Below are 24,337 nucleotides of genomic sequence, written 5' to 3' on the forward strand. Positions count from 1 at the left end.
TTTGCAAACCTACCCTCGGCAAGTTTGCAACATTACAGTTGCGAAGGCGGGCTGCTAGGGGAAAGAGGTCGGGTCCTGAAGGAGTCTCCATGTCGTCGACCATCGCCGAACTCGAGAAGAAGCGCGCCGCGGCCCGATTGGGCGGCGGAGAGAAGCGCATCGCCGCGCAGCACGCCAAGGGCAAGCTGACCGCGCGCGAGCGGCTCGACGTGCTGCTCGACGAGGGATCGTTCGAGGAGCTCGACATGTATGTCGAGCATAATTGCGTCGATTTCGGCATGCAGGACCAGATCATTCCCGGCGACGGCGTGGTCACCGGATCGGGCACGATCAACGGCCGGCTGGTGTTCGTGTTCAGCCAGGACTTCACCGTGTTCGGCGGCTCGCTGTCCGAGCGTCACGCGCAAAAGATCTGCAAGATCATGGACATGGCGATGAAGGTCGGCGCGCCCGTGATCGGCCTCAACGATTCGGGCGGCGCGCGCATCCAGGAAGGCGTCGCCTCGCTCGGCGGCTATGCCGAGGTGTTCCAGCGCAACGTGCTCGCCTCGGGCGTGGTGCCGCAGCTCTCGTTGATCATGGGTCCCTGCGCGGGCGGCGCGGTCTATTCGCCGGCGATGACCGACTTCATCTTCATGGTGAAGGACTCAAGCTACATGTTCGTCACCGGCCCCGATGTGGTGAAGACGGTGACCAACGAAGTGGTGACGCAGGAGGCCTTGGGCGGTGCGGTCACCCACACCACCAAGACCTCGGTCGCCGACAATGCGTTCGAGGATGATATCGAGGCGCTGCTCGCCGCGCGGGATTTCATCGATTTCCTGCCAGCATCCAACCGCGAGCCCGTACCCGAACGTCCGTCATCGGATCCCTGGGATCGGATCGAGGACAGCCTCGACACCCTGATCCCGGCCTCGGCCAACCAGCCTTATGACATGCACGAACTGATCCGGAAGACGGTCGACGAAGGCGATTTCTTCGAAATCCAGCCCAAGCACGCCGGCAACGTGATCTGCGGCTTCGGCCGGATCGAGGGGCGGACGATCGGCGTGGTCGCCAACCAGCCGATGGTGCTGGCCGGTGTGCTCGACATCAATTCGTCCAAGAAGGCCGCGCGCTTCGTGCGCTTCTGCGACGCGTTCGACATCCCGATCGTCACCTTCGTCGACGTCCCCGGCTTCCTGCCCGGCACCGCCCAGGAGCATAACGGCATCATCAAGCACGGCGCCAAATTGCTGTTCGCATACGCCGAGGCGACCGTGCCCAAGATCACCGTCATCACCCGCAAGGCCTATGGCGGCGCCTATGACGTCATGGCGTCGAAGCATCTGCGCGGCGACCTCAATTACGCCTGGCCGACCGCCGAGATCGCGGTGATGGGCGCCAAGGGCGCGGTCGAGATCATCTTCCGCGGCAAAACACCGGATGAGATCGCCGAACGCACCGCCGAATATGAGGCGCGCTTCGCCAATCCGTTCGTCGCCGCGGCCAAGGGTTTCATCGACGAAGTGATCCAGCCGCATTCGACGCGTCGGCGCATCGCTTTGGGCTTGCGCAAATTGCGCAACAAGAGCCTCGAGAATCCGTGGAAGAAGCACGACAACATTCCGCTTTGAAGAAAGGCCGCCCCTCATGATCTCACTCGTTGCCCTGTTGCTCCAGGCCGCGCCGGCTCCGGCGGCGGTCGCGCCGTGGACGGTGACGCCGCGCCCCAGCAGCGACCCCACGATCACCACGACAGTGACCAGCGCGCCGTCGGCCGACGGCAATGCCAAGCTCGTCGTGCGCTGCGACGCCGGCAAGGCGAAGGTCGTGTCGGTCCAGCTGTTCAGCCGCACCCCGCTCGGCGGGCCGCCGGCGCGTCCGGTGTCGCTGACCTTCGACGCCAACACGCCGATGATCGACAATTGGGAATTCGTGCCGCAGGGCGCGTTCCAGCGCGACGATGTCGCGGTGACCACGCTGACCACGGCGCTTGCCGCCGCCAAGACGATCAAGGTCCATACCACGACCACCACCGGCGAACCGGTCGATGCGACCTTCGCCGGCCCGGCGAGCGCGCAGCCGATCACCACGGTGCTGGCGGCGTGCGGCTATACGCTTGGCCAACCGCCGGTCCGTGCGCCCGAACCCAAGGACGGCAAGAAGGCGGATAAGTGAAGCTCGGCCGCCTCAATCATGTCGGGGTGGCGACGCCGTCGATCGCCGCCGCCATCCCTTATTGGCGCGACGTGATGGGCGCGACCGTGATCCACGATCCGTTCGATCTGCCCGCGCAAGGGGTGAAAGTGTGCTTCGTCGACACCCCCAACACGCAGATCGAGCTGATCGAGCCGCTGGGGGAGGCATCGCCGATCCGCGCCTTTCTCGACAAGAACCCGGCAGGCGGCCAGCATCACCTTTGCTATGAGGTCGCGGACATCCTGGAAGCCAAGGCCTGGTTCGAGGGCAAGGGCGCGAAAGTGCTCGGCGAGCCACGCATCGGCGCACACGGCACGCCGATCTTCTTCGTCCATCCCAAGGACATGGGCGGCGTGCTGACCGAGATCATGGAGACGCCCAAGGAGGGGCATTGAAAACACCTCCCTCTTCCCTGCTCGCAGGGGAGAGGGTTGCGCAGACTTGGGCCCGCAGGGCCTTAGTCGGAGCTGGGAGAGGGGTCAGGCCGAGCGCAGCTCGGCGCGAGCCGGCGGCGCGCACGACCCCTCTCCCAACCTTCGCTAGGCAGCGAGCTGCCAAGCTTCGGTATCCCTCTCCCCTTCCAGGGGCGAGGGAGGAAAAGAGGGGAACCGAATGGCCTACGAACACATCCTGTCCGAGCGGAAGGGCGACGTGCTGGTCGTGACGCTCAACCGTCCCGATCGCCTCAACGCCGCACCGCCGGCGATGTTCGTCGAGATGCGCGAGGCCCTGGCCGATCTTGGCGGCGCGCGCGCGGTGCTGATCACCGGGGCGGGCCGCGCTTTCTGCTCGGGGGCCGATGTCGGTGGCGGTGCCCTGATGGCGAGCGAGCGCGGGCTCGATCCGGGCCAGGCGACCTATGACGCGCTGACCAGCAGCTACAATCCCACGCTCGCCGCGATCGCCGATCTGTCGGTGCCGGTGGTGACCGCGGTGCGCGGGCCGGCCGCCGGGATCGGCTGCAGCCTGGCGCTGTCGGCCGATTTCTGCGTCGCGTCGGACACTGCCTATTTCCTCCAGGCCTTCGTCAATATCGGGCTGGTCCCCGATGGCGGCGCAAGCTGGATGCTGACCCGACTGATCGGGCGCGCGCGGGCCTCGGAAATGATGATGCTGGGCGAACGCGTGCCCGCGGCCAAGGCGGTCGATTGGGGCATGATCCACAAACAGGTCGCCGACGACGCGCTCGATGCCGAGGCGCTGGCGCTGGCCGAACGGCTGGCGGCGGGGCCGACCGTCGCGCTCGGCATGATGCGCCGCCAGCTGCACGAGGCGCTGGAGAGCGATTACGCCGCGGCGATGCAGCGCGAGGCCGACAATCAGCGCGCCGCGCGCGCGACGCAGGATTCGATGGAAGGCGGCATGGCCTTTCTCCAGAAGCGCAAGGCCGAGTTCAAGGGCGCCTGAGCCACCAACAGGAGCGCCCTTTCGGGGGCCGGACACGATCATGACGACCAACCCGACTCCCGACGACTGGAAGGCGCTCGCCGCCAAGGAAGTGAAGGGCAAGGACCTCATCTGGCACACGCCGGAGGGGATCGCGGTCAAGCCGCTCTACACCGCCGAGGATGTCGCCGGCATCGATCCCGGCCTGCCCGGCTTTGCCCCCTTCACGCGCGGGGTGCGGGCGTCGATGTATGCCGGGCGACCCTGGACGATCCGCCAATATGCCGGCTTCTCGACCGCCGAGGAATCGAACGCTTTCTACCGCCGCAACCTCGCCGCGGGGCAGAAAGGCCTGTCGGTCGCGTTCGATCTCGCCACGCATCGCGGCTATGACAGCGACCATCCGCGGGTGACCGGCGATGTCGGCAAGGCGGGCGTCGCGATCGACACGATCGACGACATGAAGATCCTGTTCGACAGCATCCCGCTCGACCAGATGTCGGTCAGCATGACGATGAACGGCGCGGTGATCCCGATCCTGGCGTTCTTCATCGTCGCCGGCGAGGAGCAGGGCGTGCCCCAGGCGCAGCTCGACGGCACCATCCAGAACGACATCCTCAAGGAGTTCATGGTCCGCAATACGTATATCTATCCGCCGGCGCCGAGCATGCGGATCATCGCGGACATCATCGCCTATACCTCGGCGCACATGCCGAAATTCAACTCGATCTCGATCTCCGGCTATCACATGCAGGAAGCCGGCGCGACGCAGGTCCAGGAACTCGCTTTCACCATCGCCGACGGGCGCGAGTACGCCAAGGCAGCGATGGCGGCCGGGCTCGACATCGACAAGTTCGCCGGGCGCCTGTCGTTCTTTTTCGCGATCGGGATGAACTTCTTCATGGAAGTCGCCAAGCTGCGCGCCGCGCGCAAGCTGTGGCACCGCGTGATGAGCGATCTCGGCGCCAAGGACGAGCGCTCGAAGATGCTGCGCACGCATTGCCAGACCAGCGGCGTGTCGCTGCAGGAACAGGACCCCTATAACAACGTCATCCGCACCACGGTCGAGGCGATGGCCGCGGCCCTGGGCGGCACGCAAAGCCTCCATACCAACGCGCTCGACGAAGCGATCGCCCTGCCGACCGACTTCTCCGCCCGCATCGCGCGCAATACCCAGATCGTGCTGCAGGAAGAGACCGGGATCACCCATGTCGTCGATCCGCTCGGCGGCTCTTATTATGTCGAGGCGCTGACCCAGGAACTCTACGACCGAGCCTGGGAAATCATCGAGCGCGTCGACGGCGAAGGCGGCATGGCCAATGCCGTCGCGCAAGGCTGGCCCAAGGCGATGATCGAGCAAGCCTCGGCAGGGCGCCAGGCCCGGGTCGACCGCGGCGAGGACGTGATCGTCGGGGTCAACAAATACCGGCTCGCCGACGAAGACGATATCGACATCCTCGACGTCGACAACCATGCGGTACGCGAGTCGCAGATCGCGCGGATCAAGCGGGTCAAGGCAGGGCGTGACGAGGCGAAGTGCCAGGCCGCGCTCGATGCGCTGCGCGAAGGGGCGAAAGGCAGCGCCAATCTGCTCGCCCTCGCCGTCGACTGCGCTCGCCAGCGCGCGACCCTGGGCGAGATATCGTCGGCGATGGAGGACGTGTTCGGACGCTACGGCACCAAGCCGACCCCGGTCTCGGGCGTCTATGGCGGTGCCTATGGCCAGGATTCGCGCTGGGAGAATCTGCTGTCCGGCGTCGCCGCGACCGAGCGCCGGCTCGGCCGCAAGCCTCGGATGCTGGTCGCCAAGATGGGGCAGGACGGGCACGATCGCGGCGCCAATCTGGTCAGCTCGATGTTCGGCGATCTCGGCTTCGAGGTCGTGCCGGGGCCGCTGTTCCAGACCCCCAAGGAAGCCGCGATGCTCGCGCTCGACAGCGATGTCGATGTGGTCGGCGCGTCGAGCCTGGCGGCGGGCCACAAGACCTTGATCCCCGAACTGATCGGTCACCTGCGCGATGCCGGCCGCGCCGACATCAAGGTGATCGCCGGCGGGGTGATCCCGGCGCAGGACTATGATTTCCTGCGCGAGGCCGGGGTCCAGGCGATCTTCGGCCCCGGTACCAATCTGATCAAGGCGGCGGAGGATGTCCTCCGCTTGCTCGGCCATAATATGCCCCCTGAAGAAGAGGCTGCGCAATGACCGAGATCGAGGAGGAATTGGTCGAAACCGGGCAGAGCGACGAAACATTGCTCTACGACTATTTCAAGCACCTGACGTCGCTCTGCATCGTCTCGCTGGGCGGTGTGCTGGCGCTCGTGCCCAATGCAAAGGACCTGTCGCGTGGCATGATCATCGCCGTGCTCATTGTCCTTGGCGGTGCCGCGCTCATTTCCTTTACTGGCGCGGGGGAAATCGTCCGTGCGCGATACCGCCGCGAGCCGCTCGGCAAGAGCGTCAATCTCTACCGCATCGCCGCTCCCGTCCTGCTCTCGGTCGGCGTCGGCATGTTCATCTACCTCTTTACCCGGACCCTAAAGGCATGACCCGTTCCGACTGGACCCGCGAGGACATCGCGTCCCTCTTCGACCTCCCCTTCACCGAGCTCGTGTTCCGCGCGGCCGAGGTGCATCGCGCGCATCACGCCGCGAACGAGGTCCAGCTGTCGACCTTGCTGTCGATCAAGACCGGCGGCTGTCCGGAGGATTGCGGCTATTGCTCGCAAAGCGCGAGCCACGAGACCGGCCTCAAAGCGACCAAGCTGATGGACGTCCGCGCGGTGCTGCAGGCGGCGGCGCAGGCCAAGGATAATGGCTCGTCGCGCTTCTGCATGGGCGCTGCGTGGCGCAATCCCAAGGACAAGGACATCCCCGCGCTCGTCCAGATGGTGAAGGGCGTGCGCGAGATGGGGATGGAGACCTGCATGACGCTCGGCATGCTGACGCCGGATCAGGCGAAGGCGCTGGGCGAGGCGGGCCTCGATTATTACAACCACAATATCGACACCTCGCCGGAGAATTACGCCAACGTCATCTCGACGCGCAGCTTCGAGGACCGGATCGAGACGCTCGACAATGTCCGTGGCGCGGGGATCAACGTGTGCTGCGGCGGCATCGTCGGCATGGGCGAGACGCGCGCCGATCGGGTCGGCTTCATCCATGCGCTCGCCAGCCTGCCGGTGCATCCGGAGAGCGTGCCGATCAACGCTTTGGTGCCGGTCAAGGGCACGGTGCTCGGCGACATGCTGGCCGACACGCCATTCGCCAAGATCGACGATATCGAGTTCGTCCGGACGGTGGCGGTCGCGCGGATCACCATGCCGGGCAGCATGGTGCGGCTGTCGGCGGGGCGCGAGAGCATGTCGGAAGCGGCGCAGGCCTTGTGTTTCCTGGCGGGCGCCAATTCGATCTTCACCGGCGAGAAGCTGCTGACTACCGGCAATGCCGGCGAGGACAAGGATGCGGCGCTGTTCGCGAAGCTTGGGTTGGCGCCTATGGCGGCCGAACAGCGCGACGTGATGGAGGCGGCGGAGTGAGCGCGCCAGCCGATTTTGTTATCGTCGATGTGCCGAGCATGTTGGCGCAGAAGGTCACGATATCTGACGAATCCGGCGAGCGCGCGGACCCGAATTGGAATCGTGAAGCAGCCGAAAGCCAATATGTCTTTGCCGAGTTCCTCGCAGCAAAGGGATTGCTCGTCGACGGCGTGGCTGTCGAGCGGCGGCCCGATCTTACTATTCGCTGGTCTCAGCTCAGCGAACTGGGTCAAAAATTCGCTCGGAGCGACTTTCACAAGTGGCTCACATCCGTCGACAAAACGGGAACTCCGGAAGCCAAGAAGCTTGAAAAACTCGAACGTCGGTGGGTGAAATTCGCGGCGTTGCAATGATCGGAAGACTCTGATGTTCAAGAAAATCCTGGTCGCCAATCGCGGCGAGATCGCTTGCCGCGTGTTCCGCACCGCGAAGAAAATGAGGTTGGCGCCCATGGCGGCGGAGCAGCGTGCGGTGATGGAGGCCGCGGAATGAATTTGCGGCCGAGAACCGCGATTGCGCTTAGCTGCTTATATTGGGCAGGGGCGCTGACGCTCGGGTTTCTGGCCTTGGGAGCTCCCTGCGGGTTGGCACCGGGGATCGAGTGCGACACGCAAGGGCAGACATTGCTCTGGCGAATCCTCGGGGTTGTTGGTCCGCTGGGCGTGCTTCTGCCCGCCATCGCGATCTATTTCGCCGCCGTTCGGTTCAACGGCCGGGGCAAAAAGGCTCGCTGATGTTCAAGAAAATCCTGGTCGCCGACTGCGGCGAGATTGCCTGCCACGTGTTCCGCACGGCGAAGAAATTGGGGACCGCGACGGTAGAGGTTCAGCGCGATGTGAGGGAAGCGGCGGAGTGAGGATTGCCCTAATCGCATTTTTGCTCGGCTGCACGGCGGCCATCGGCGGATGTACAGCCCGATCGCAAGTTACTGCGGTTGGCCTCCTGTCCACGAGCGATCGTGCAGGAAATGGCCCTAAGATCGCACAACTGGCGGCCCAACAATGTTTCGACCATTCGAACAATCTTGGCGAGTTCCAGGATGCACTGAAAGCGACTGGCTGGCGATTCACGCGCAAGCAGCGGGCAGAACCATCCAATCCGCTTGCGCTTGATGCATGGGCAGTGCCGAACGTGACTGTGTTGCTGGGTCAGCCGCTTTCCAACGGTGCCCGGATATGTTCGCTGTTGGTTGAAGCGCCGGCCGCGCCTTCACTGCGATCGATGAAATCGGCGCTTTCCCGGCTGACTGGGCATGAACCCGGCGCCGACGGTGAGTGGTGGTGGAATCGCACTGCGACGCGCAAGCTCCACATGACCGCCGATGGCGATGGCGATCGCGGCCAAAATCTCTTCATCAATGTCGAAATTTATCCCTTGTCCTGGTGGCAGGGTCTTCTGGGGTAGCCAATGTTCAAGAAAATCCTGGTCGCCAATCGCGGCGAGATTGCCTGCCGCGTGTTCCGCACGGCGAAGAAGATGGGGATCGCGACGGTCGCGGTTTATTCCGACGCCGATGCGCGCTCGCCGCATGTGCTGATGGCCGACGAAGCGGTGCGGCTCGGGCCGGCGCCGGCGGCGGAGAGCTATCTCAAGGCCGAATTGATCCTCGACGCCGCCAGGATCACCGGCGCGGACTGCATCCATCCCGGCTACGGCTTCCTGTCCGAGCGCGAGAGCTTCGCGCGTGCCTGTGCCGATGCCGGCATCGCCTTCGTCGGCCCGCCGCCCAACGCGATCGCGGCGATGGGCGACAAGATCGAGTCGAAGAAGCTCGCCAAGGCAGCCGGGGTCAATGTCGTCCCCGGTTTCCTCGGCGAGATCGCGGACACCGACGAAGCGGTGAAGATCGCGTCCGACATCGGCTATCCGGTGATGATGAAGGCCTCGGCCGGGGGCGGCGGCAAGGGCATGCGGCTCGCCTGGAGCGAGCAGGACGTGCGCGAAGGATTCGAGGCGACCAAGCGCGAGGGTCTCGCCTCGTTCGGCGACGACCGCGTGTTCATCGAGAAGTTCATCGAGAGCCCGCGCCATATCGAGATCCAGGTGCTGGGCGACCAGCACGGCAATATCGTCTATCTGAACGAGCGCGAATGCTCGGTGCAGCGCCGCCACCAGAAAGTGGTCGAGGAAGCGCCGTCGCCGTTCGTCTCGCCGGAGATGCGCCGCAAGATGGGCGAGCAGGCGGTCGCGCTGTCGCGCGCGGTCGGCTATTATTCGGCCGGCACCGTCGAGCTGATCGTGTCGGGCGCCGACACCAGCGGCGAGGGCTTCTACTTCCTCGAGATGAACACCCGGCTCCAGGTCGAACATCCGGTGACCGAGGAGATTACCGGCCTCGACCTGGTCGAGCAGATGATCCGCGTCGCCGCCGGCGAGAAGCTCGCGTTCGGGCAGGAGGACGTGCGGATCGACGGCTGGGCGATCGAGAACCGCGTCTATGCCGAGGATCCGTATCGGGGTTTCCTGCCGTCGATCGGGCGGCTGGTGCGGTATGAACCGTCGGCAGCCGACAGCCACCAATCTCCAAGCCCCTCCCCTGAAGGGGAGCGGCGTGCCAAGGTTCGCGTCGACGACGGTGTCCTCGAAGGCGGCGAAGTCAGCATGTTCTACGACCCGATGATCGCCAAATTGATCACCTGGGCGCCGACCCGCGAGGAAGCGATCGATCGCCAGATCGCGGCGCTCGACGAATTCGTGATCGAGGGCCCGGGCAACAATCTCGATTTCCTGTCGGCGCTGATGCAGCATCCGCGCTTTCGCGACGGCGCGCTGACCACCGGCTTCATCGCCGAGGAATATCCAGACGGCTTCACCGGCGCACCGGCCGCGCCCGATCTGCTCAAGGCGCTGGCCGCGGTCGCCGCCTTTGCCGCGACGGCGGAGGCCGATCGCGCGCGGCGGATCGACGGTCAGCTCGGCAAGCGCCTGCGTCCGCCCTCGGCCTGGACCGTGCGGATCGACGGCCAGGATCATCAGGTCGAAATCTCGACCGACGGCGTGGTGGTCGATGGCGACGATCTCGATTTGGCGCTCGAATATACGCCCGGCGACCATATCGTCACTGCCGAGCTCGGCGACGAGGACCTGACCGTGCGGATCGCGCGCACGCGCACCGGCTTCCGCCTGACCACGCGCGGCGCCTCGCATGTCGCGCGCACCTTGCCCGCGCATGTCGCGCCTTATGCCGAGCATCTGATCGAGAAGATCCCGCCCGATCTGTCCAAATTCCTGATCGCGCCGATGCCCGGACTGCTCGTCCGGCTCGACGTCAAGGAAGGCGATGCGGTCCAGCCCGGCCAGCCGCTCGCGGTGGTCGAGGCGATGAAGATGGAGAATATCCTGCGCGCCGAAAAGGCGGCGACGGTCAAATCGCTGGCGGCAAAGGCAGGCGACAGCCTGGCCGTCGACCAAGTCATCCTGGAGCTAGAATAGGCAGCTTGGAGTCTGTTTCAGCTAAGCTGAAACAGGTGCGGTGCCGGCACCGTCTCAGCGAAGCTGCAAACGACTCTACGCCGAGGAGGAAGATGAACCGAACTGGCCCTATTGCGACAAAATAAGACATATTAAGCATGGACCTCTGCCCTACCGGCCGCCATGCTTTCGCTCATGAAACGGTCGCGTATCGCCTTGATGCTCACCGTCGTGCTGCCGCTCCAGGCCTGCATGGTGGGGCCGAACTACAAGCCGCCGGCGAGCGCCTCGCTCGGCGTGCCCGATGCCTATTCGGGGCCGGCGGCGACCGGCGCGCTGCCCGACATCTCGACCTGGTGGACGTCGTTCGGCGACACCGAGATGACCAGCATCATCGACCGTGCGCGCCGCGACAATCTCGACATCGCGCAGGCAGTGGCGCGGTTGAAACAGGCGCGCGAAGGGCTGGTCCAGGCACGCGCCTCGCTCTTGCCGACGGTCAGCGGATCGGCCGGCTATAGCCGCAATCTGCTCGATTCGGTCGGCCCGCGCGACAATTTCTCGATCGGCGCCGATGCCAGTTATCAGGCCGATCTGTTCGGCGGCACGCGCCGCTCGATCGAGGCGGCTCGGGCGACCGAGCAAGCCTCGGGCTATGACCTCGCCACGGTCCAGACCTCGATCGCGTCGGAGGCCGCGCGCAACTATATCCTGGCCCGCCAATATCAGGCCGCGCTCAAGATCGCGCGCGACAGTCTGGCGATCCAGGACGACAATCTGGAGATTGCCGGTTTCCGCGTCCAGGCGGGTTTGGTCTCCAGCCTCGACCAGGAGCAAGCGCGCGCGCAACGCGCCCAGACCGCGGCGCAAATCCCGACGATCGAACAGAATTATGCCGCCGCGGTGAACCGGCTGGGGGTACTGACCGGCCAGGCGCCGGGCGCGCTCAAGGCTGAGTTGGAGGCGGTGCAGCCGATCCCGATGGGTCCGGCCGATATTCCGACCGGCATTCCCGGCGACGTGCTGCGCCAGCGCCCCGATGTCCGCTCGGCCGAACGCACTCTCGGCGCCGCGACCGCGCAGATCGGGGTGGAGAAGGCCGCGCTCTACCCGGCGCTCAACATCACCGGCAATATCGGCACTTCGGCTTCGGCGCTCGGCAGCATCGCCAATGTCATCACCGGCAGCCTGTTCGCCGGGCTGACCCAATTGATCTTCGACGGCGGCCGCACGCGCAGCCGGGTACGGTCGCAGGAAGCCGCCGCCCAGGGCGCGTTCGCTGCCTATAAATCGACCGTGCTGACCAGCCTGGAGGATGTCGAGAACGCGCTCCAGGCGCTGCAGGCGGCGAAACAGCGCCAACGCGAGTTCGCGGTCGCGCTCGATGCCTCGAACGCCGCGGCGATCCTCGCGCGCAGCCAGTATCGCGCCGGGCTGACCGACATCACCACCCTCAACAACAGCGAGGCGGCGTTGCTCTCGGCGCAGAATGGCTTGAACAGCGCGCGCGGTGATCAGGCGCAGGCGATGGTCGCGCTCTACCTCGCGCTCGGCGGCGGGTGGGATGCCACCAAGCCGCCCGAACTCCCGCAGGGATAAGAATATGGCGACCAACCAGGCCGAACTCGACGACTTCCTCGGCGGGCGCCCGCCGTCCAAGCTCAAGCGCTATGCCCTGTGGGCGGGGATCGCGATTGGCGTCGTGCTGGTCGTCCTGCTCCTGATGCGGCTGTTCGGCGCCGCCGCGACATCGGGCTATGCGACCGAACAGGCGCAAAAGGGCAATCTCACCGTCACCGTGTCGGCGACCGGCAAGCTCGCGCCGATCAATCAGGTGACGGTCGGCTCGCAGCTGTCGGGCCAGGTGATCAAGGTGCTGGTCGACGTCAACGACCGCGTCACCGCCGGCCAGCCTCTGGCGCTGATCGACCCGTCGCAGTTCGACGATCAGGTCAAGCAGGCGCAGGCAACCTTGGCCGCGAACAATGCCGCGGTCGGCCAGGCGCAGGCGACGCTCGCCCAGTCCAAAGCCACGCTCTCGCGCTATCAGGAAGTCAGCCGGCTGTCGGGCGGCCGCGTGCCGGCCAAGACCGAGATGGATCAGGCGATCGCCGATCGCGACCGCGCTCTGGCCAATCTCAGCGCGGCCAATGCCAATGTCATATCGGCGCGCGCCGCTTTGTCGTCGGCCCAGACCCAGCGGGTGCGCGCGGTGATCCGCTCGCCGGTCACCGGCGTGGTGCTGGCGCGCCAGATCGATCCCGGCCAGACCGTCGCGGCGTCGTTCAACACGCCGACTTTGTTCGTCATCGCCCAGGATCTGCGCCAGATGAAGCTGGAAGTCGCGATCGACGAAGCCGATGTCGGCAACGTCAAGCAGGGACAGCGCGCCACCTTCACCGTCGACGCTTTCCCCGGCAAGACCTTCCCGGCGATGATCACCCGGGTCGATGTCGGATCGAACCTGTCGGTGCAGGACGCGACCTCGTCGTCCTCGACCTCGTCGACCGGTTCGACCACCGCGCAGGTCGTCTCCTATGCCGCCGATCTCTCGGTCGCCAATCCCGACGAGCAATTGCGGCCGGGCATGACCGCGACTGCGGACATCGTCACGATGGAAAAGAAGAACGTCCTGCTCGTCCCCAACGCCGCCTTGCGCTTCAAGCCGCAGACGGCGGGAGCACCGGCGGCGCAGGCGAGCGGCGGAATTGCCGGCGCGCTCACTCCCCGGATGCGGCGGCGTGGCGGTGGCGGCGGTGACGGCGCGGCCCCGCTCGAACGCGGCTCCAGGCAGAGCGTCTACGTCAAACAGGCCGATGGCAGCCTCAAGGCGATATCGGTCACCACCGGCGACAGCGACGGCTCGATGACCGAGATCACCGGCGGCGATCTCCAGCCGGGGATGCAAGTCGTGACCGGCCAGCTTGCCGGCGCGACCAGCGGCAAGTCGGGCGGCAGCGGCAGCGGCCGGCGGCGCTCGGGCGGCGGCGGCGGCGGACAGAGCGGTGGCTGATACGCTCCCAGAGCCGCTGATCCGGCTGCGCGGTGTCACCAAGACCTATGGCACCGGCGCGACCGCGTTCCAGGCGCTGAAGGGCGTCGACCTCGACATAGCGGCGGGCGATTTCGTCGCGGTGATGGGGCCGTCGGGGTCGGGCAAGTCGACGACGATGAATATCCTCGGCTGCCTCGACATGCCGACGGCGGGCGAGTTCGTGTTCAAGGGCCATCATATCGAGAGCCTCGACCGCGACCAGCGCGCCTTGCTCCGGCGCAAATATCTCGGCTTCGTGTTCCAGGGGTTCAACCTGCTCGCGCGGACCTCGGCGCTGGAGAATGTCGAATTGCCCCTGCTCTATCGCGGCGACGCCAAGGCCGAACGGCGCGAGACCGCGCTCGGCGCGCTCGACAAGGTCGGGCTGAAGGAATGGTGGGACCACACCCCCGCCGAGTTATCCGGCGGCCAGCAGCAACGCGTCGCCATCGCCCGCGCGATCGTCACCCAGCCCGCGGTACTGCTCGCCGACGAGCCGACCGGCAATCTCGACAGCGAACGCTCGGTCGAGATCATGGAATTGCTCACCGACCTCAACAAGAATGCCGGCATCACCGTGCTGATGGTCACCCACGAAGCCGACATGGCCGCCTTCGCCAAGACCATCGTCCATTTCAAGGACGGGTTGGTCGAACGGATCGAAGCGGGGCATCGGCAGGGGGAGAGAGTGGGATGAACTGCATGGTTGAGTTCAAGCCCCTCCCCTTCAGGGGAGGGGTTGGGGTGGGGCCTATCCACAGGCGACAGGGCTTGCCGCACCGCCCCACCCCCCGCCCCTCCCCTAAAGGGGAGGGGAGCTTCTAGTGCTCGGCACCACCTTCATCCTCGCGATCCGTTCGATCCGGCGCCACTTGCTGCGCTCGTTCCTGACCGTGCTCGGCATCGTCATCGGCGTCGCCGCGGTGGTGGCGATGGTGACTTTGGGCAAGGCGACCACGCTTCAGGTCCAGAAATCGATCGCGAGTCTGGGCACCAACGTGCTCCAGATCCGCCCCGGCCAGGGCTTCGGCCGTGGCGGCGGCGGGCCGCGGCCGCCCGATTTCGACCCGCAGGATGTCGAGGCGATCGGCAAGCAGATCACCGGCGTCACCGCGGTCGCGCCGCAAGCGCAGTCGACCGGCACCGCGATCTATGAAGGCCAGAATTGGTCGACCACGATCAACGGCACCACCAACGGCTATTTCCAGGTCCAGCCCTGGCCGCTCACCAGCGGCCGCTATTTCAGTCCCGCCGAGGAAGCGTCGGGCAAGGCGGTCTGCATCATCGGCAGCACGGTCTATACCAACCTCTACAAGACCGCGCCGGCGATCGGCACCCGGATGCGCATCGCCGGCATTTCCTGCGACGTGATCGGCTTGCTGACGACCAAGGGCCAGTCCGGTTTCGGCGGCGACCAGGACGACGTCGTGATCATGCCGATCAAGGCGGTGCAGCGGCGGATGACCGGCAATACCGATGTGCGGCTGATCCTGGTCGGCGTCGACGAAGCCTATTCGACCGCGCAGGTCCAGGCGTCGATCACCGATTTGCTGCGCGAACGCCGCCACATCACCGGCGGCAAGGACGACGATTTCAACATCTTCGACACCAAGCAGATTTCCGACACGCTGAGCAGTACGACCACCTTGCTCACCAACATCGTCACCGCGGTGGCCGGGATCAGCCTGATCGTCGGCGGCATCGGCATCATGAACATCATGCTGGTCTCGGTCACCGAACGCACGCGAGAGATCGGCATCCGCCTGGCGATCGGCGCGGTCGCCAACGAAGTGCTGATGCAATTCCTGGTCGAGGCGGTGGTGCTGTCGTGCCTGGGCGGATTGATCGGGCTGCTATTGGGTCAGCTCGCGGTGATATTATTGTCGATCCTCGGCCAATTGCCGTTCATCTTCGACGTCCAGATCAACGTCATCGCGTTCCTGATCTCGGGCGCGATCGGCGTGGTGTTCGGCTTCTTCCCGGCGCGCCGCGCGGCCTCGCTCAACCCGATCGACGCCTTGCGGCACGAATGAGCGAACGCGGCTTATGTCCGTCATCCCCGCGACAGCGGGGACCCATCTCCTACGCCATCGCCAGGCCATGTCCGCCGAATCAGCGGAGAACGCAGGGGCTGGGTTCCCGTTGTCGCGGGAATGACGAATCAGGATTCTAGGCGGCTGCGGATCTGCCCGAACTTGGCCATCAGTTCGTCGAATTCCTCTTCGGTATCGACATCGATCAGTTCGTCGGGATGCGTGACGACATGGCGGCCGGCCAGGATGAGGTCGCGCGCGCCGGCATCGCCATCGAGGCTTTCGAGCGCGTCGAAGCGGTTGGCGCCGAACAAGGCCGGTGGCTTGGGGTGCACGCCGTCGCTCGATGCGACGATCGTGTCGGGACCGGTCGCAGCGTGGAACAGGCGATAGATTTGCGCCGCGGTCACGCGCGGCATGTCGGCCAGCGCGATCAGCACCGCTTCGATCCCCGGACCGCGCGCCGCCGCGACGCCCATTTTCAGCGACAGCGACAATCCCAGTTCGGGGTGCCTGTTGTGCACCTCGTGATAACCGCGCGCGGCATAATCGAGCTGGACCCCGTCGCGCACCGCAATGCGCCGGGCGAACGGCACCGCGTCCAACGCGGTGACGACGTGCATACCGAGCGGCTGGCCCAGGAACATCTCGGTCAGCTTGTCGGACAGGCCGAAGCGCGCCGACTTGCCCGCGGCGAGCAGGATCAATGCGGTGGTTTCAGGCGCGATCATGCAATGCTCCCACCATACCGGCGGCGATCGACAAAGCGATCTCGGCCGGGCCGACCGCGCCGATGTCGATCCCGGCGGGCGCATCGATGCGGTCGAGGTCGGAGTCTGAAACGCCCAATGCGCCAAGTCGCTCCCGTCGCGCCGCGTGGCTCCGCCGCGATCCCAGTGCGGCGATATAGCCAGTCGGTGCCACCAGCGCGGCGTGCAGGGCGGGGTCGTCGATCTTGATGTCGTGCGACAGCGTGATGACGGCGGTCGCGGGATCGGGCTTGAGCGCGGCGACCGCCTCATCGGGCCAGCGGTCGTCGAGCGTCACGCCGGGGAAACGCTCGGCGGTCAGGAAGCGCGCGCGCGGATCGATCACCGTCGTCGCGATGCCGAGCTCGCGCGCCAGCCCGGTCAGCGCCTGAGCGATCTGCACCGCCCCGACGATCAGCAAGCGGCGCGGCGGTTCATAGCGATTGACGAACGCGGCGCCCTCAATCGGACGCAGGCTCGACTGGCCGGTGTCGAGATTGGTGACGACGTCGAGCGCCGTGCCGCTCGCCCGCGCCTCGGCGATGCGGTCGAACAATTCGGGGTCGAAACCGTCGGCGGCGACCGGCTGGACCATCACCGCGATCTCGCCGCCGCAGGGCAGGCCGACTTCCCACGCCGCGGCGTCGGCGACGCCATAATGTTTGAGCTGGAACGGCGCCCCGGCAATCACCTCGGCGGCGGCGGTCATGATGTCGGTCTCGACGCAGCCGCCCGACACCGATCCCTCGAACCGCCCGTCCTGGTGGACGATCATATGGCTGCCGCGCGGACGCGGCGCGGACCCCCAGGTCGAGACCACGGTGGCGAGCGCCATCGGGGCGTCCCGCCAGGCCAAAGCGGCGGCGATGACGGCGTCGTTATCGGCCATGGGTAACTCCAAAATCCTCCCCAGGATGGGGAGGGGGACCAAGCTGCAAAGCGGCTTGGTGGAGGGGGCGCTCCTCATCGGAATCGGCTTGCGGGACGCCCCCTTCACCGCTCGCTTCGCGAGCGGTCCCCCTCCCCGTAAACGGGGAGGATTTTTGGTCAGCCCCCTTCATACCGGCGGCAACCCAGCCAGCAGCTTGTCGAGCGTAATCGGAAAGTCCCGCACCCTTATCCCGGTCGCATTGTAAACCGCATTCGCCACCGCCGCGCCGGCGCCGGAAATCCCCAGCTCGCCGACCGCCTTGGCCCCGACCGGATTCGCCTGATCATCGACCTGTTCGATGAAATGGCATTCGACCGCCGGCGCATCGGCATGAACCGCGACATGATATTCCCCGAAGTCGGGGTTCACGAATTGCCCGGTGCGAGTATCGACCACGGCATCCTCGCTCAGCGCATAGCCGATGCCCCAGATCATCCCGCCGACCATCTGGTTGCGCGCGGTCTTCTCGTTGAGCACGCGGCCGACGTCGAACACGCCGATCAGGCGGCGCACGCGGATTTCGCCGGTGACCGCATTGACCGCGACCTCGGCGAATTGCGCGCCGTGGCTCGCCTGGCTGGTGCGGCGGCTGACCTGGCCGGGGCCGGTCTTGCCATGGGCGGCGATCGGCTTGCCGCGAACCAGGTCGGCGATCGGCGAGGACCGCCCGCCGGCGCTGACCACGCCGTCCTTGAGCGTCAATTCCTCCGGCGCTGCGTTCATTCGCCGCGCGAGTTCGGCCAGGATGTCTTCGCAGGCCAGCGCCACCGCCGACCCCGAGCTTCCGGCGCCGAACGATCCGCCCGATCCCGCGCTGACCGGCAGATCGCTGTCGCCCAGCCGCACGTCGATCGCCGATACCGGCAGCCCCAGCATTTCGCCTGCGACTTGCGCCAGCACGGTATAGGTGCCGGTGCCGATATCGGTCATATCGGTCTCGATCACCGCGCGCCCCTCGGCGGTCAGCGTGACGCGCGCCTCGCTGTTGACGGTGAAATTGCCGCGCAGCGCCGCCGCCATGCCATGGCCGATCAGCCACTCGCCCTCGCGATTCTGGCCCGGCACCGGATTGCGCCGGTCCCAGCCGAAGCGCCGCGCGCCGTCGTCATAGCATTGCAGCATCAGCCGCGTCGAAAACGGCTTGCCGCTGGTCGGATCACTCTCGGGCTCGTTGCGGCGGCGCAGCTCGATCGGATCGAGCCCGAGTTGCTCGGCCAGTTCGTCCATCGCGCATTCGACCGCGAACGTGCCGACCGCCTCGCCGGGCGCGCGCACTGCGCCCGAGGACGGCAAGTCGACGATCGTCAGCGCAGTGGTGAAGCGGCGGTGCTTGCCCGCATAAAGCGGGATCGTGCCGAAATGGACCGGCTCGAGGAATCCCTTGTCCGGTTTCTGCGAGGTCACGCTGTCATGCGCGAAGGCGGCGATATGCCCCTCGGCGTCGCAGCCGATGCGGATGCGCTGCACCGTGTCGCCGCGATGATGGACCAGGGCCGCGGTCTGGCGGCGCGGCAGCGCGATCTTGACCGGCCGCCCGATCTCGCGCGCGGCGACCGCGGCCAGGATCGTTTCGGGTCCGACCCCGGTCTTGCCGCCGAACCCGCCACCGACATAGGGCGCGAGCACGCGGACTCGCGCCGGATCGAGCCCCAATTGGGTGGCGATCGTCTCGCGCGCGCCGTTCAGGACCTGGAGCGAGGCGCGCACCACCAGATTCTCGCCTTCCCACCAGGCAATGGTCGCATGCGGCTCGAGCGCGGCGGGGAAATGCGGCGGCGTGGCATAAATCTGGTCGAAACGGACTTCCGCCGCGTCGATCGCCGTATCGACATCGCCGATGACGATATTGGGCAGAAAGCCGATCTTGTGGTCGACGATCGGCGTCTGCTCGGCGGGATCGAACCGCCCGTCGCGGGTTTCGTACGTCACCGCGACCGACAAAGCGGCGTCGCGCGCGATTTCCAGGCTTTCGGCGACGATCAGCGCGATCGGCTGGCCGAAATGATCGATGTCATCGCTCCAGTCGCTCATCGGCTCGCGGCTGCTGCCGCCGCTCGACGGGAAATCGGGATGCTCGACGATCACCTTGACCACGCCCGGAATGGCTTCGGCGGCTTTGGTATCGATGCTCAGCACCGTGCCGGCGCCGATCGTTGCGCCAACGATATGTGCATAGAGCGTCCCGTCGGGCGCGCCTTCGACCGCATAAGGCGCGGTGCCGCTGACCTTGAGCGGACCTTCGTAGCGGTCGATCCCCTTGCCGATCAGGCCCTGCATGCCCTTGTCGAGCGCCGCCGGGCGATAGGGGGCGTCCATGGCATGATCGTTCATCGTCGCCTCCCGGTCACAAAACGCCGATAGGGCCGGGCGTCTGTAGATAGAGGAATCGGGTCGCGCATGACGGTTTTCAAGCGAATTCGCGCCGTAACGGTGCTGGGCATCGCCGCGCTGGCATCTTCCGCGATGGCGGGGCAGGGTGGAACAATGACGCCGCTCTCGGATCCCATCGTCATCGGCCATCGCGGCGCAAGCGGCGAACGTCCAGAGCACACGCTGGCGAGCTACAATCTGGCGATCGACGAGGGCGCCGATTTCATCGAGCCCGATCTCGTCCTGACCAAGGACAATGTCTTCGTCGCGCGGCATGAGAACGACATTACCGGCACCACCGATGTTGCCGACCACCCCGAATTCGCCGGCCGCAAGACGACCAAGCTGATCGATGGCGAAAGCCACACCGGCTGGTTCACCGAGGATTTCACCCTCGCCGAACTGAAGACGTTGCATGCGAAGGAACGCCTGCCGCAATTGCGCCCGGCCAATGCCGCGTATGACGGCAAGTTCGAGATCCCGACGCTTGCCGAGATCATCGCCCTGGCCAAGCAACGGTCGAAAGAAGTCGGCCGCACGATCGGCATCTATCCCGAAACCAAGCACCCGACCTATTTCGCCTCGATCGGCAAGCCGATGGAGCGCCAGTTGGTCGCCGAACTGAAGCAAGCCGGCTGGGATTCGGCCGACGCACCGGTGTTCATCCAGAGCTTCGAGGTGAACAACCTCAAGCTGCTCCATTCGATCACCAAGATCCGCCTGATCCAGCTGATGGATTCGACCGGCGGTCCGGCCGACAAGGCGGCGCCGAGCTATGCCGCGATGATCACGCCCGAGGGGCTCAAGCAGGTCGCGACCTACGCCTGGGGCATCGGCCCCAACAAGGACATGGTGGACAAGGGTGCGGGGGAACCGTCGGCGCTGGTCGCCGACGCCCATGCCGCCGGGCTGCGCGTGCATGTCTGGACGTTCCGTGCGGAGAATTTCTTCCTGCCGGCTTCGCTCAGGAAAGGCATCGATCCTCGCGCGCATGGCGATGTCGACACGGCGATCCGGCGCCAGCTTGCGGCGGGCATCGATGGCTTTTTCACCGATTTTCCGCTAATTGGATCGACCGCGCGCAATGCCTATCGGGCGAATGCGGGCAAATGATCCCTGGGGACGAGTAAATGCGTAATATCCTGATCGCCACCGCGGCCGTCTTGCCGCTCCTGACCGGCGGGTGCCTCGCCAAGACCGTGGTCGATGTCGCGACCTTGCCGGTCAAGGCGACGGGCAAGGCGGTCGACTGGACCACCACCAGCCAGTCGGAAGCCGACCGCAATTACGGCCGCAAGATGCGCAAGCAGGAAGCGCGCGAGGGCGCAGCGCGCAAGAAGGCCGCGGAGGCGTGCAAGAAAGACCCGTCGCAATGCGGCACCTATGACGGCTACCGCGCGGGCGACCCGGCGCCGCAGAACTGAGGAAGTTCAAGCCCCTCCCCTTCAGGCGTTCCGGGTCGGTTGTGCCCCCGGCACAACCTGAACAGTCCGGGGGACTGTTCACCCGGAACGGGGTTGGGGTGGGGCAGTCACGGGCGAAGCGCTCTGCGAGGCATCCCCCACCCCCTACCCCTCCCCTAAAGGGGGAGGGGCTTGAATTGATTTCGTCCCCTTTTCTCCCCCCAACACCCCCGCAACCGCGCGCAGCGTTTCCGGGTGCATCTGCACCCCCATATGGCTGCTGACGATCTCGATCTCGCGGCATTGCGGGTCGTGGCACAAATGGCCGTTGACCAGTCCGTCGCTGGCCGACCAGATCGCGGTCGACGGCACCGGCAGCGGCTGCGCGATCTCCTCGCGGCGGGCGACGACGTCGGGCGAATCGACCTTTTCGCCGGTCAGCCATTCGAACGCCCGCCAGACATTGGTCGCGTGCGGATCGCCGGCGAACGGCGAGCTGACGGTGATGACCTCACGCACCATCTCCGGCGCGCGATGCGCCAGGAAGCGCGCCATGATCCCGCCCAAACTGACCCCGATCAACGTCACCGGCTCGCCCGCGTCGCGATGATAGGCCTCCAACCGCGCGAGCAGCTTCTCGCCTTCCGATCCGATCGCCTTGGCACCGCGATTACGCCCCAGCCGCCAGCCCTCGACCCGATAGCCGAGCGCGGTCAGATAGCGCTTCATCACCACGTTCGACCGGTCCGAATTGAACAGGCCGGGCAACAGCATGATCGGCCGGCCGTCGCCCGCCGGCGCCTTCATCAGTTCGGCCCATTCGACCGGAATGCGCGCGATCGTGCCCATCATTCGGGGGAATTCCGCCGCCCATTGCGCCTTGCTCGGCGGGGTCAGAACCATGCCATCACGTCGATCGGAAAAGGTGTCCATACGCCTACTCTCACGCCTGCGGCTCTAAGCGCGCCACCGGTCCATTCGTTGCATGTCCGGATCGCGCTGTACGATCCACGCCCGTCATAGAAGACGTCGTTGACGTCATATCCGCCCGCGACCTTGCCGCCGGGCCCGCGGGTCGCGCGGATATAAGCGGCCAGCCGGCGATATTGCTCCTCGCTCAGCACGATCGCGCGGGTGTCGGGCGCGAGTGGCGGCTCGTCGACATGCTCGACATGGAGCACGGTGCGCGTGCTGCCGGTCGCGGCGCGCAGCACGGTGAGCGGATGGACGTCGCTCCAGGTCGGCGTCTCGACATAGAAGGCGCGATCGCCCCAGCCGACCGCGACCCAGCCGAACCGGGCATAGCGCGGATCGGCGATGTCGCCGGCCGGGAAATCCTGGCTCCAGTCGATCCCAGCCGCACGGACCGGCAGCACCAGCCCGGTATGGATGCCGTTATCCTCGACCAGGATCCGCACGCCCTGCGCTGGCGGTGTCCAGCCGGCATTGGCCGGGATCGACCCGCCGACCATCCCCGCCGTGACATAGGCCAGGACGACGAAGATCAGCGCTCGGCCGAACCATCCCAGGACGCTCGAGGCGCGCGACACGATTTCTTTCCCCACGGTCGTCGTGATAGATGGTTTCAATGGCAACTGAAACGCACGTTCTTGATTCTCCGCCGCCCGGTGCCGCGTCCGACTGGACGATTCCCCAGGATTGGGCGCACTACACGGCCGAAGAGCACGCCACATGGGATACTTTGTTCGCGCGCCAGGCGAAATTGCTCCCCGGCCGCGCGTCCGAAGCCTATCTGCGCGGGCTCGACGTGCTCAAACTGTCCAAGCCCGGCATCCCCGATTTCGAGGAATTGTCCGAGCGGCTGATGAAGCTGACCGGGTGGCAAGTCGTCGCCGTCCCCGGCCTCGTCCCCGATGACGTGTTCTTCGACCATATGGCCAATCGCCGCTTCGTCGCGGGCAATTTCATCCGGCGGCCCGACCAGTTCGATTATCTCCAGGAACCCGACGTCTTCCACGACGTGTTCGGCCATGTGCCGATGCTCGCCGACCCGGTATTCGCCGATTATCTCGCCGTCTATGGCCAGGGTGGTCAGCGCGCCTTGGGGCTGGACGCGCTCAAATATCTCGGCCGGCTTTATTGGTACACGGTCGAATTCGGCCTGATCGCCGAGCCTGAGGGCCTGCGTATCTATGGCTCGGGGATCGTGTCGAGCTATGCCGAAAGCCAATTCGCGCTCGACGATCCCAGCCCCAACCGGATCGGGTTCGATCTCGCGCGGGTGATGGGGACCGAATATCGGATCGACGATTTCCAGCAGAATTATTTCGTCATCCCGAGCTTCGAGGAATTGCTCCGCGTGACGGTGGAGACCGACTTCGCCCCGCTTTACGAACGACTGAAGGCGCAGCCTGACATTCCGATCGCGGCGATCCTGCCCGAGGACAATGTCATGACCCGCGGTACCCAGGACTATGCGCGGGGCAAGGGACCGGCGATCGTTGGCTAAATCGCCCTACGGACTCTGGATAGCTCTGATAGCCTTCGCGGTGGGTTGTGTTGTCCTGGTCCGCGCACAGCCCGTCGACCCTCCGCACTTGGCCGGGCTTGCACCCGGCGATTGCTGGTTCCGTGCTCAAGGCGTCAAGATGTTCTATGGCGAGCCGCGTTGCTACCGAACTCTGCCGCAACGCAGGATCTGTGGCGTGTGGATGCCGGGCTTCGAGCAATCCTTGTTTCTGCACGACGTCGCCGACCTCTCGGCGGTGCGGGCCATTCACTACGAGGATTTACCCTGGTTGGAAGTCGCCAATGGCGCGACCGGATTGCCGACGACAAACGACATCATGAGCCACCGTGCAGCCTACAGGCTTTGCTTTGTCGGGCGAGAGTCGGATTACTATGGCGCTTATGGCCATATGGGGATGTCGCGGACCGGCGTGTTGTTGGAAAAGGTTGAGATCATCCAGGAAATACCCATTCCCGCTGCGCTGAAATTTACCCCGCCCGTCGGCAATTAACTCACCGGATGCTCGCGGAAGCATTCGCCGGCATAGCGCTTGGTGTCTTCCTGTGACGGGCCGGTCATCAGCTCGCCGACGCTCTTGTTGGCGATCAATTTGTCGGCGACGCAGCCGCAGACGACCGAGAAGTCCTTGGTCGAGCCCGACGTCTTCTGCGCGCCTTCCTGGCATTGCGCGATGAACTTGGGCCGGAACGAATCGACGAACCCCTTGTCGAAGCTCGAACTCGAATTGCCGGCGGGACCGCCGCCGCTGCAGCCGGCGAGGATCAGCATGGCCAGGGTCAGCGGAACAGCACGAGTCATAAATCCCCCTTCGA

General features: G+C 65.7%; 24 protein-coding genes and 2 pseudogenes. 20 read left to right on the forward strand and 6 right to left on the reverse strand.

Annotated elements, in window-relative coordinates; all coding sequences use genetic code 11:
- Window positions 1-89: 89 nt before the first annotated feature.
- The 16 genes and pseudogenes from AC1DSD_RS19125 (at window position 90) to AC1DSD_RS19200 (ending at window position 15,581) form a co-directional block, all read left to right on the forward strand.
- Window positions 90-1,616 carry an acyl-CoA carboxylase subunit beta gene (locus AC1DSD_RS19125; RefSeq protein WP_478032334.1) on the forward strand — a complete coding sequence of 509 codons (1,527 nt, stop codon included), beginning with the start codon at window positions 90-92 and terminating at the stop codon, window positions 1,614-1,616.
- Between the two features lie 16 nt (window positions 1,617-1,632).
- Entirely contained in the window at window positions 1,633-2,160 is a 528-nt protein-coding gene (locus AC1DSD_RS19130; RefSeq protein ID WP_478032335.1) for a hypothetical protein, read from the forward strand.
- A complete protein-coding gene (gene mce, locus AC1DSD_RS19135) occupies window positions 2,157-2,576 on the forward strand; it encodes a methylmalonyl-CoA epimerase (protein WP_478032336.1) in 420 nt (139 codons plus the stop codon). Before AC1DSD_RS19130 ends, mce begins: the two co-directional genes overlap by 4 nt.
- A gap of 217 nt (window positions 2,577-2,793) precedes the next feature.
- Window positions 2,794-3,588 (forward strand): enoyl-CoA hydratase-related protein, encoded by a 795-nt coding sequence (locus tag AC1DSD_RS19140; protein ID WP_478032337.1) that lies wholly within the window; start codon window positions 2,794-2,796, stop codon window positions 3,586-3,588.
- A 40-nt stretch (window positions 3,589-3,628) separates the two neighbouring features.
- Window positions 3,629-5,770 (forward strand): methylmalonyl-CoA mutase, encoded by a 2,142-nt coding sequence (gene scpA / locus AC1DSD_RS19145; protein ID WP_478032339.1) that lies wholly within the window; start codon window positions 3,629-3,631, stop codon window positions 5,768-5,770.
- Window positions 5,767-6,114 carry a hypothetical protein gene (locus AC1DSD_RS19150; RefSeq protein WP_478032340.1) on the forward strand — a complete coding sequence of 116 codons (348 nt, stop codon included), beginning with the start codon at window positions 5,767-5,769 and terminating at the stop codon, window positions 6,112-6,114. The genes scpA and AC1DSD_RS19150 overlap by 4 nt, the downstream gene beginning before the upstream one ends.
- Complete coding sequence (bioB, locus tag AC1DSD_RS19155) at window positions 6,111-7,103, forward strand: biotin synthase BioB (RefSeq protein WP_478032341.1); 993 nt, start codon at window positions 6,111-6,113, stop codon at window positions 7,101-7,103. The genes AC1DSD_RS19150 and bioB overlap by 4 nt, the downstream gene beginning before the upstream one ends.
- Window positions 7,100-7,456 carry a hypothetical protein gene (locus AC1DSD_RS19160; RefSeq protein WP_478032342.1) on the forward strand — a complete coding sequence of 119 codons (357 nt, stop codon included), beginning with the start codon at window positions 7,100-7,102 and terminating at the stop codon, window positions 7,454-7,456. Before bioB ends, AC1DSD_RS19160 begins: the two co-directional genes overlap by 4 nt.
- A 13-nt stretch (window positions 7,457-7,469) precedes the next feature.
- Window positions 7,470-7,559: pseudogene (locus AC1DSD_RS19165) on the forward strand (biotin carboxylase N-terminal domain-containing protein); the annotation flags it as partial.
- 277 nt (window positions 7,560-7,836) lie between these two features.
- Window positions 7,837-7,938 (forward strand): annotated as a pseudogene (locus AC1DSD_RS19170) (biotin carboxylase N-terminal domain-containing protein); the annotation flags it as partial.
- 17 nt (window positions 7,939-7,955) lie between these two features.
- A complete protein-coding gene (locus AC1DSD_RS19175) occupies window positions 7,956-8,507 on the forward strand; it encodes a hypothetical protein (RefSeq protein WP_478032343.1) in 552 nt (183 codons plus the stop codon).
- A 3-nt stretch (window positions 8,508-8,510) separates the two neighbouring features.
- Entirely contained in the window at window positions 8,511-10,535 is a 2,025-nt protein-coding gene (locus AC1DSD_RS19180; protein ID WP_478032344.1) for an ATP-binding protein, read from the forward strand.
- A 174-nt stretch (window positions 10,536-10,709) separates the two neighbouring features.
- A complete protein-coding gene (locus tag AC1DSD_RS19185) occupies window positions 10,710-12,113 on the forward strand; it encodes an efflux transporter outer membrane subunit (protein ID WP_478032345.1) in 1,404 nt (467 codons plus the stop codon).
- Window positions 12,114-12,117: 4 nt separating this feature from the next.
- Complete coding sequence (locus AC1DSD_RS19190) at window positions 12,118-13,527, forward strand: efflux RND transporter periplasmic adaptor subunit (RefSeq protein ID WP_478032347.1); 1,410 nt, start codon at window positions 12,118-12,120, stop codon at window positions 13,525-13,527.
- Entirely contained in the window at window positions 13,520-14,245 is a 726-nt protein-coding gene (locus AC1DSD_RS19195) for an ABC transporter ATP-binding protein (protein ID WP_478032348.1), read from the forward strand. The genes AC1DSD_RS19190 and AC1DSD_RS19195 overlap by 8 nt, the downstream gene beginning before the upstream one ends.
- A gap of 127 nt (window positions 14,246-14,372) precedes the next feature.
- The gene (locus AC1DSD_RS19200; protein ID WP_478032349.1) at window positions 14,373-15,581 is read left to right on the forward strand and encodes an ABC transporter permease; all 1,209 of its coding nucleotides are present in this window, start codon (window positions 14,373-14,375) and stop codon (window positions 15,579-15,581) included.
- A 128-nt stretch (window positions 15,582-15,709) separates the two neighbouring features.
- Here AC1DSD_RS19200 and AC1DSD_RS19205 read toward each other — a convergent pair whose 3' ends face one another.
- From AC1DSD_RS19205 to AC1DSD_RS19215, 3 genes are all read right to left on the reverse strand, one after another.
- Window positions 15,710-16,312 carry a nucleotidyltransferase family protein gene (locus AC1DSD_RS19205; RefSeq protein WP_478032350.1) on the reverse strand — a complete coding sequence of 201 codons (603 nt, stop codon included), beginning with the start codon at window positions 16,310-16,312 and terminating at the stop codon, window positions 15,710-15,712.
- Window positions 16,299-17,219, reverse strand: a complete 921-nt coding sequence (locus AC1DSD_RS19210; RefSeq protein ID WP_478032351.1) for an XdhC family protein — start codon at window positions 17,217-17,219, stop codon at window positions 16,299-16,301. The genes AC1DSD_RS19205 and AC1DSD_RS19210 overlap by 14 nt, the downstream gene beginning before the upstream one ends.
- Window positions 17,220-17,387: 168 nt before the next feature.
- The gene (locus tag AC1DSD_RS19215) at window positions 17,388-19,592 is read right to left on the reverse strand and encodes a xanthine dehydrogenase family protein molybdopterin-binding subunit (protein WP_478032352.1); all 2,205 of its coding nucleotides are present in this window, start codon (window positions 19,590-19,592) and stop codon (window positions 17,388-17,390) included.
- A gap of 132 nt (window positions 19,593-19,724) precedes the next feature.
- On the opposite strand from AC1DSD_RS19215, the gene AC1DSD_RS19220 reads away from it, so the two are divergent.
- Entirely contained in the window at window positions 19,725-20,744 is a 1,020-nt protein-coding gene (locus AC1DSD_RS19220) for a glycerophosphodiester phosphodiesterase (RefSeq protein WP_478032539.1), read from the forward strand.
- A 17-nt stretch (window positions 20,745-20,761) separates the two neighbouring features.
- A complete protein-coding gene (locus AC1DSD_RS19225) occupies window positions 20,762-21,055 on the forward strand; it encodes a hypothetical protein (RefSeq protein WP_478032354.1) in 294 nt (97 codons plus the stop codon).
- A 144-nt stretch (window positions 21,056-21,199) separates the two neighbouring features.
- On the opposite strand, the gene AC1DSD_RS19230 is transcribed toward AC1DSD_RS19225, so the two are convergent.
- Both AC1DSD_RS19230 and AC1DSD_RS19235 read right to left on the reverse strand, forming a co-directional pair.
- Window positions 21,200-21,937 (reverse strand): lipase family alpha/beta hydrolase, encoded by a 738-nt coding sequence (locus tag AC1DSD_RS19230; RefSeq protein WP_478032355.1) that lies wholly within the window; start codon window positions 21,935-21,937, stop codon window positions 21,200-21,202.
- Window positions 21,928-22,584 (reverse strand): TIGR02117 family protein, encoded by a 657-nt coding sequence (locus AC1DSD_RS19235; RefSeq protein WP_478032356.1) that lies wholly within the window; start codon window positions 22,582-22,584, stop codon window positions 21,928-21,930. Before AC1DSD_RS19235 ends, AC1DSD_RS19230 begins: the two co-directional genes overlap by 10 nt.
- A gap of 38 nt (window positions 22,585-22,622) precedes the next feature.
- Between AC1DSD_RS19235 and phhA the strand changes: the two genes are divergently transcribed.
- The gene (gene phhA / locus AC1DSD_RS19240) at window positions 22,623-23,504 is read left to right on the forward strand and encodes a phenylalanine 4-monooxygenase (RefSeq protein WP_478032357.1); all 882 of its coding nucleotides are present in this window, start codon (window positions 22,623-22,625) and stop codon (window positions 23,502-23,504) included.
- Between the two features lie 139 nt (window positions 23,505-23,643).
- Window positions 23,644-24,015, forward strand: coding sequence for a hypothetical protein (locus tag AC1DSD_RS19245; RefSeq protein ID WP_478032359.1), 372 nt, complete (start codon window positions 23,644-23,646; stop codon window positions 24,013-24,015).
- On the opposite strand, the gene AC1DSD_RS19250 is transcribed toward AC1DSD_RS19245, so the two are convergent.
- Entirely contained in the window at window positions 24,012-24,323 is a 312-nt protein-coding gene (locus tag AC1DSD_RS19250; protein ID WP_478032360.1) for a hypothetical protein, read from the reverse strand. The two genes, AC1DSD_RS19245 and AC1DSD_RS19250, sit on opposite strands and share 4 nt — an antisense overlap.
- Window positions 24,324-24,337 lie beyond the last annotated feature (14 nt).

This window comes from Sphingomonas sp. P4_D12, from assembly GCF_056401895.1.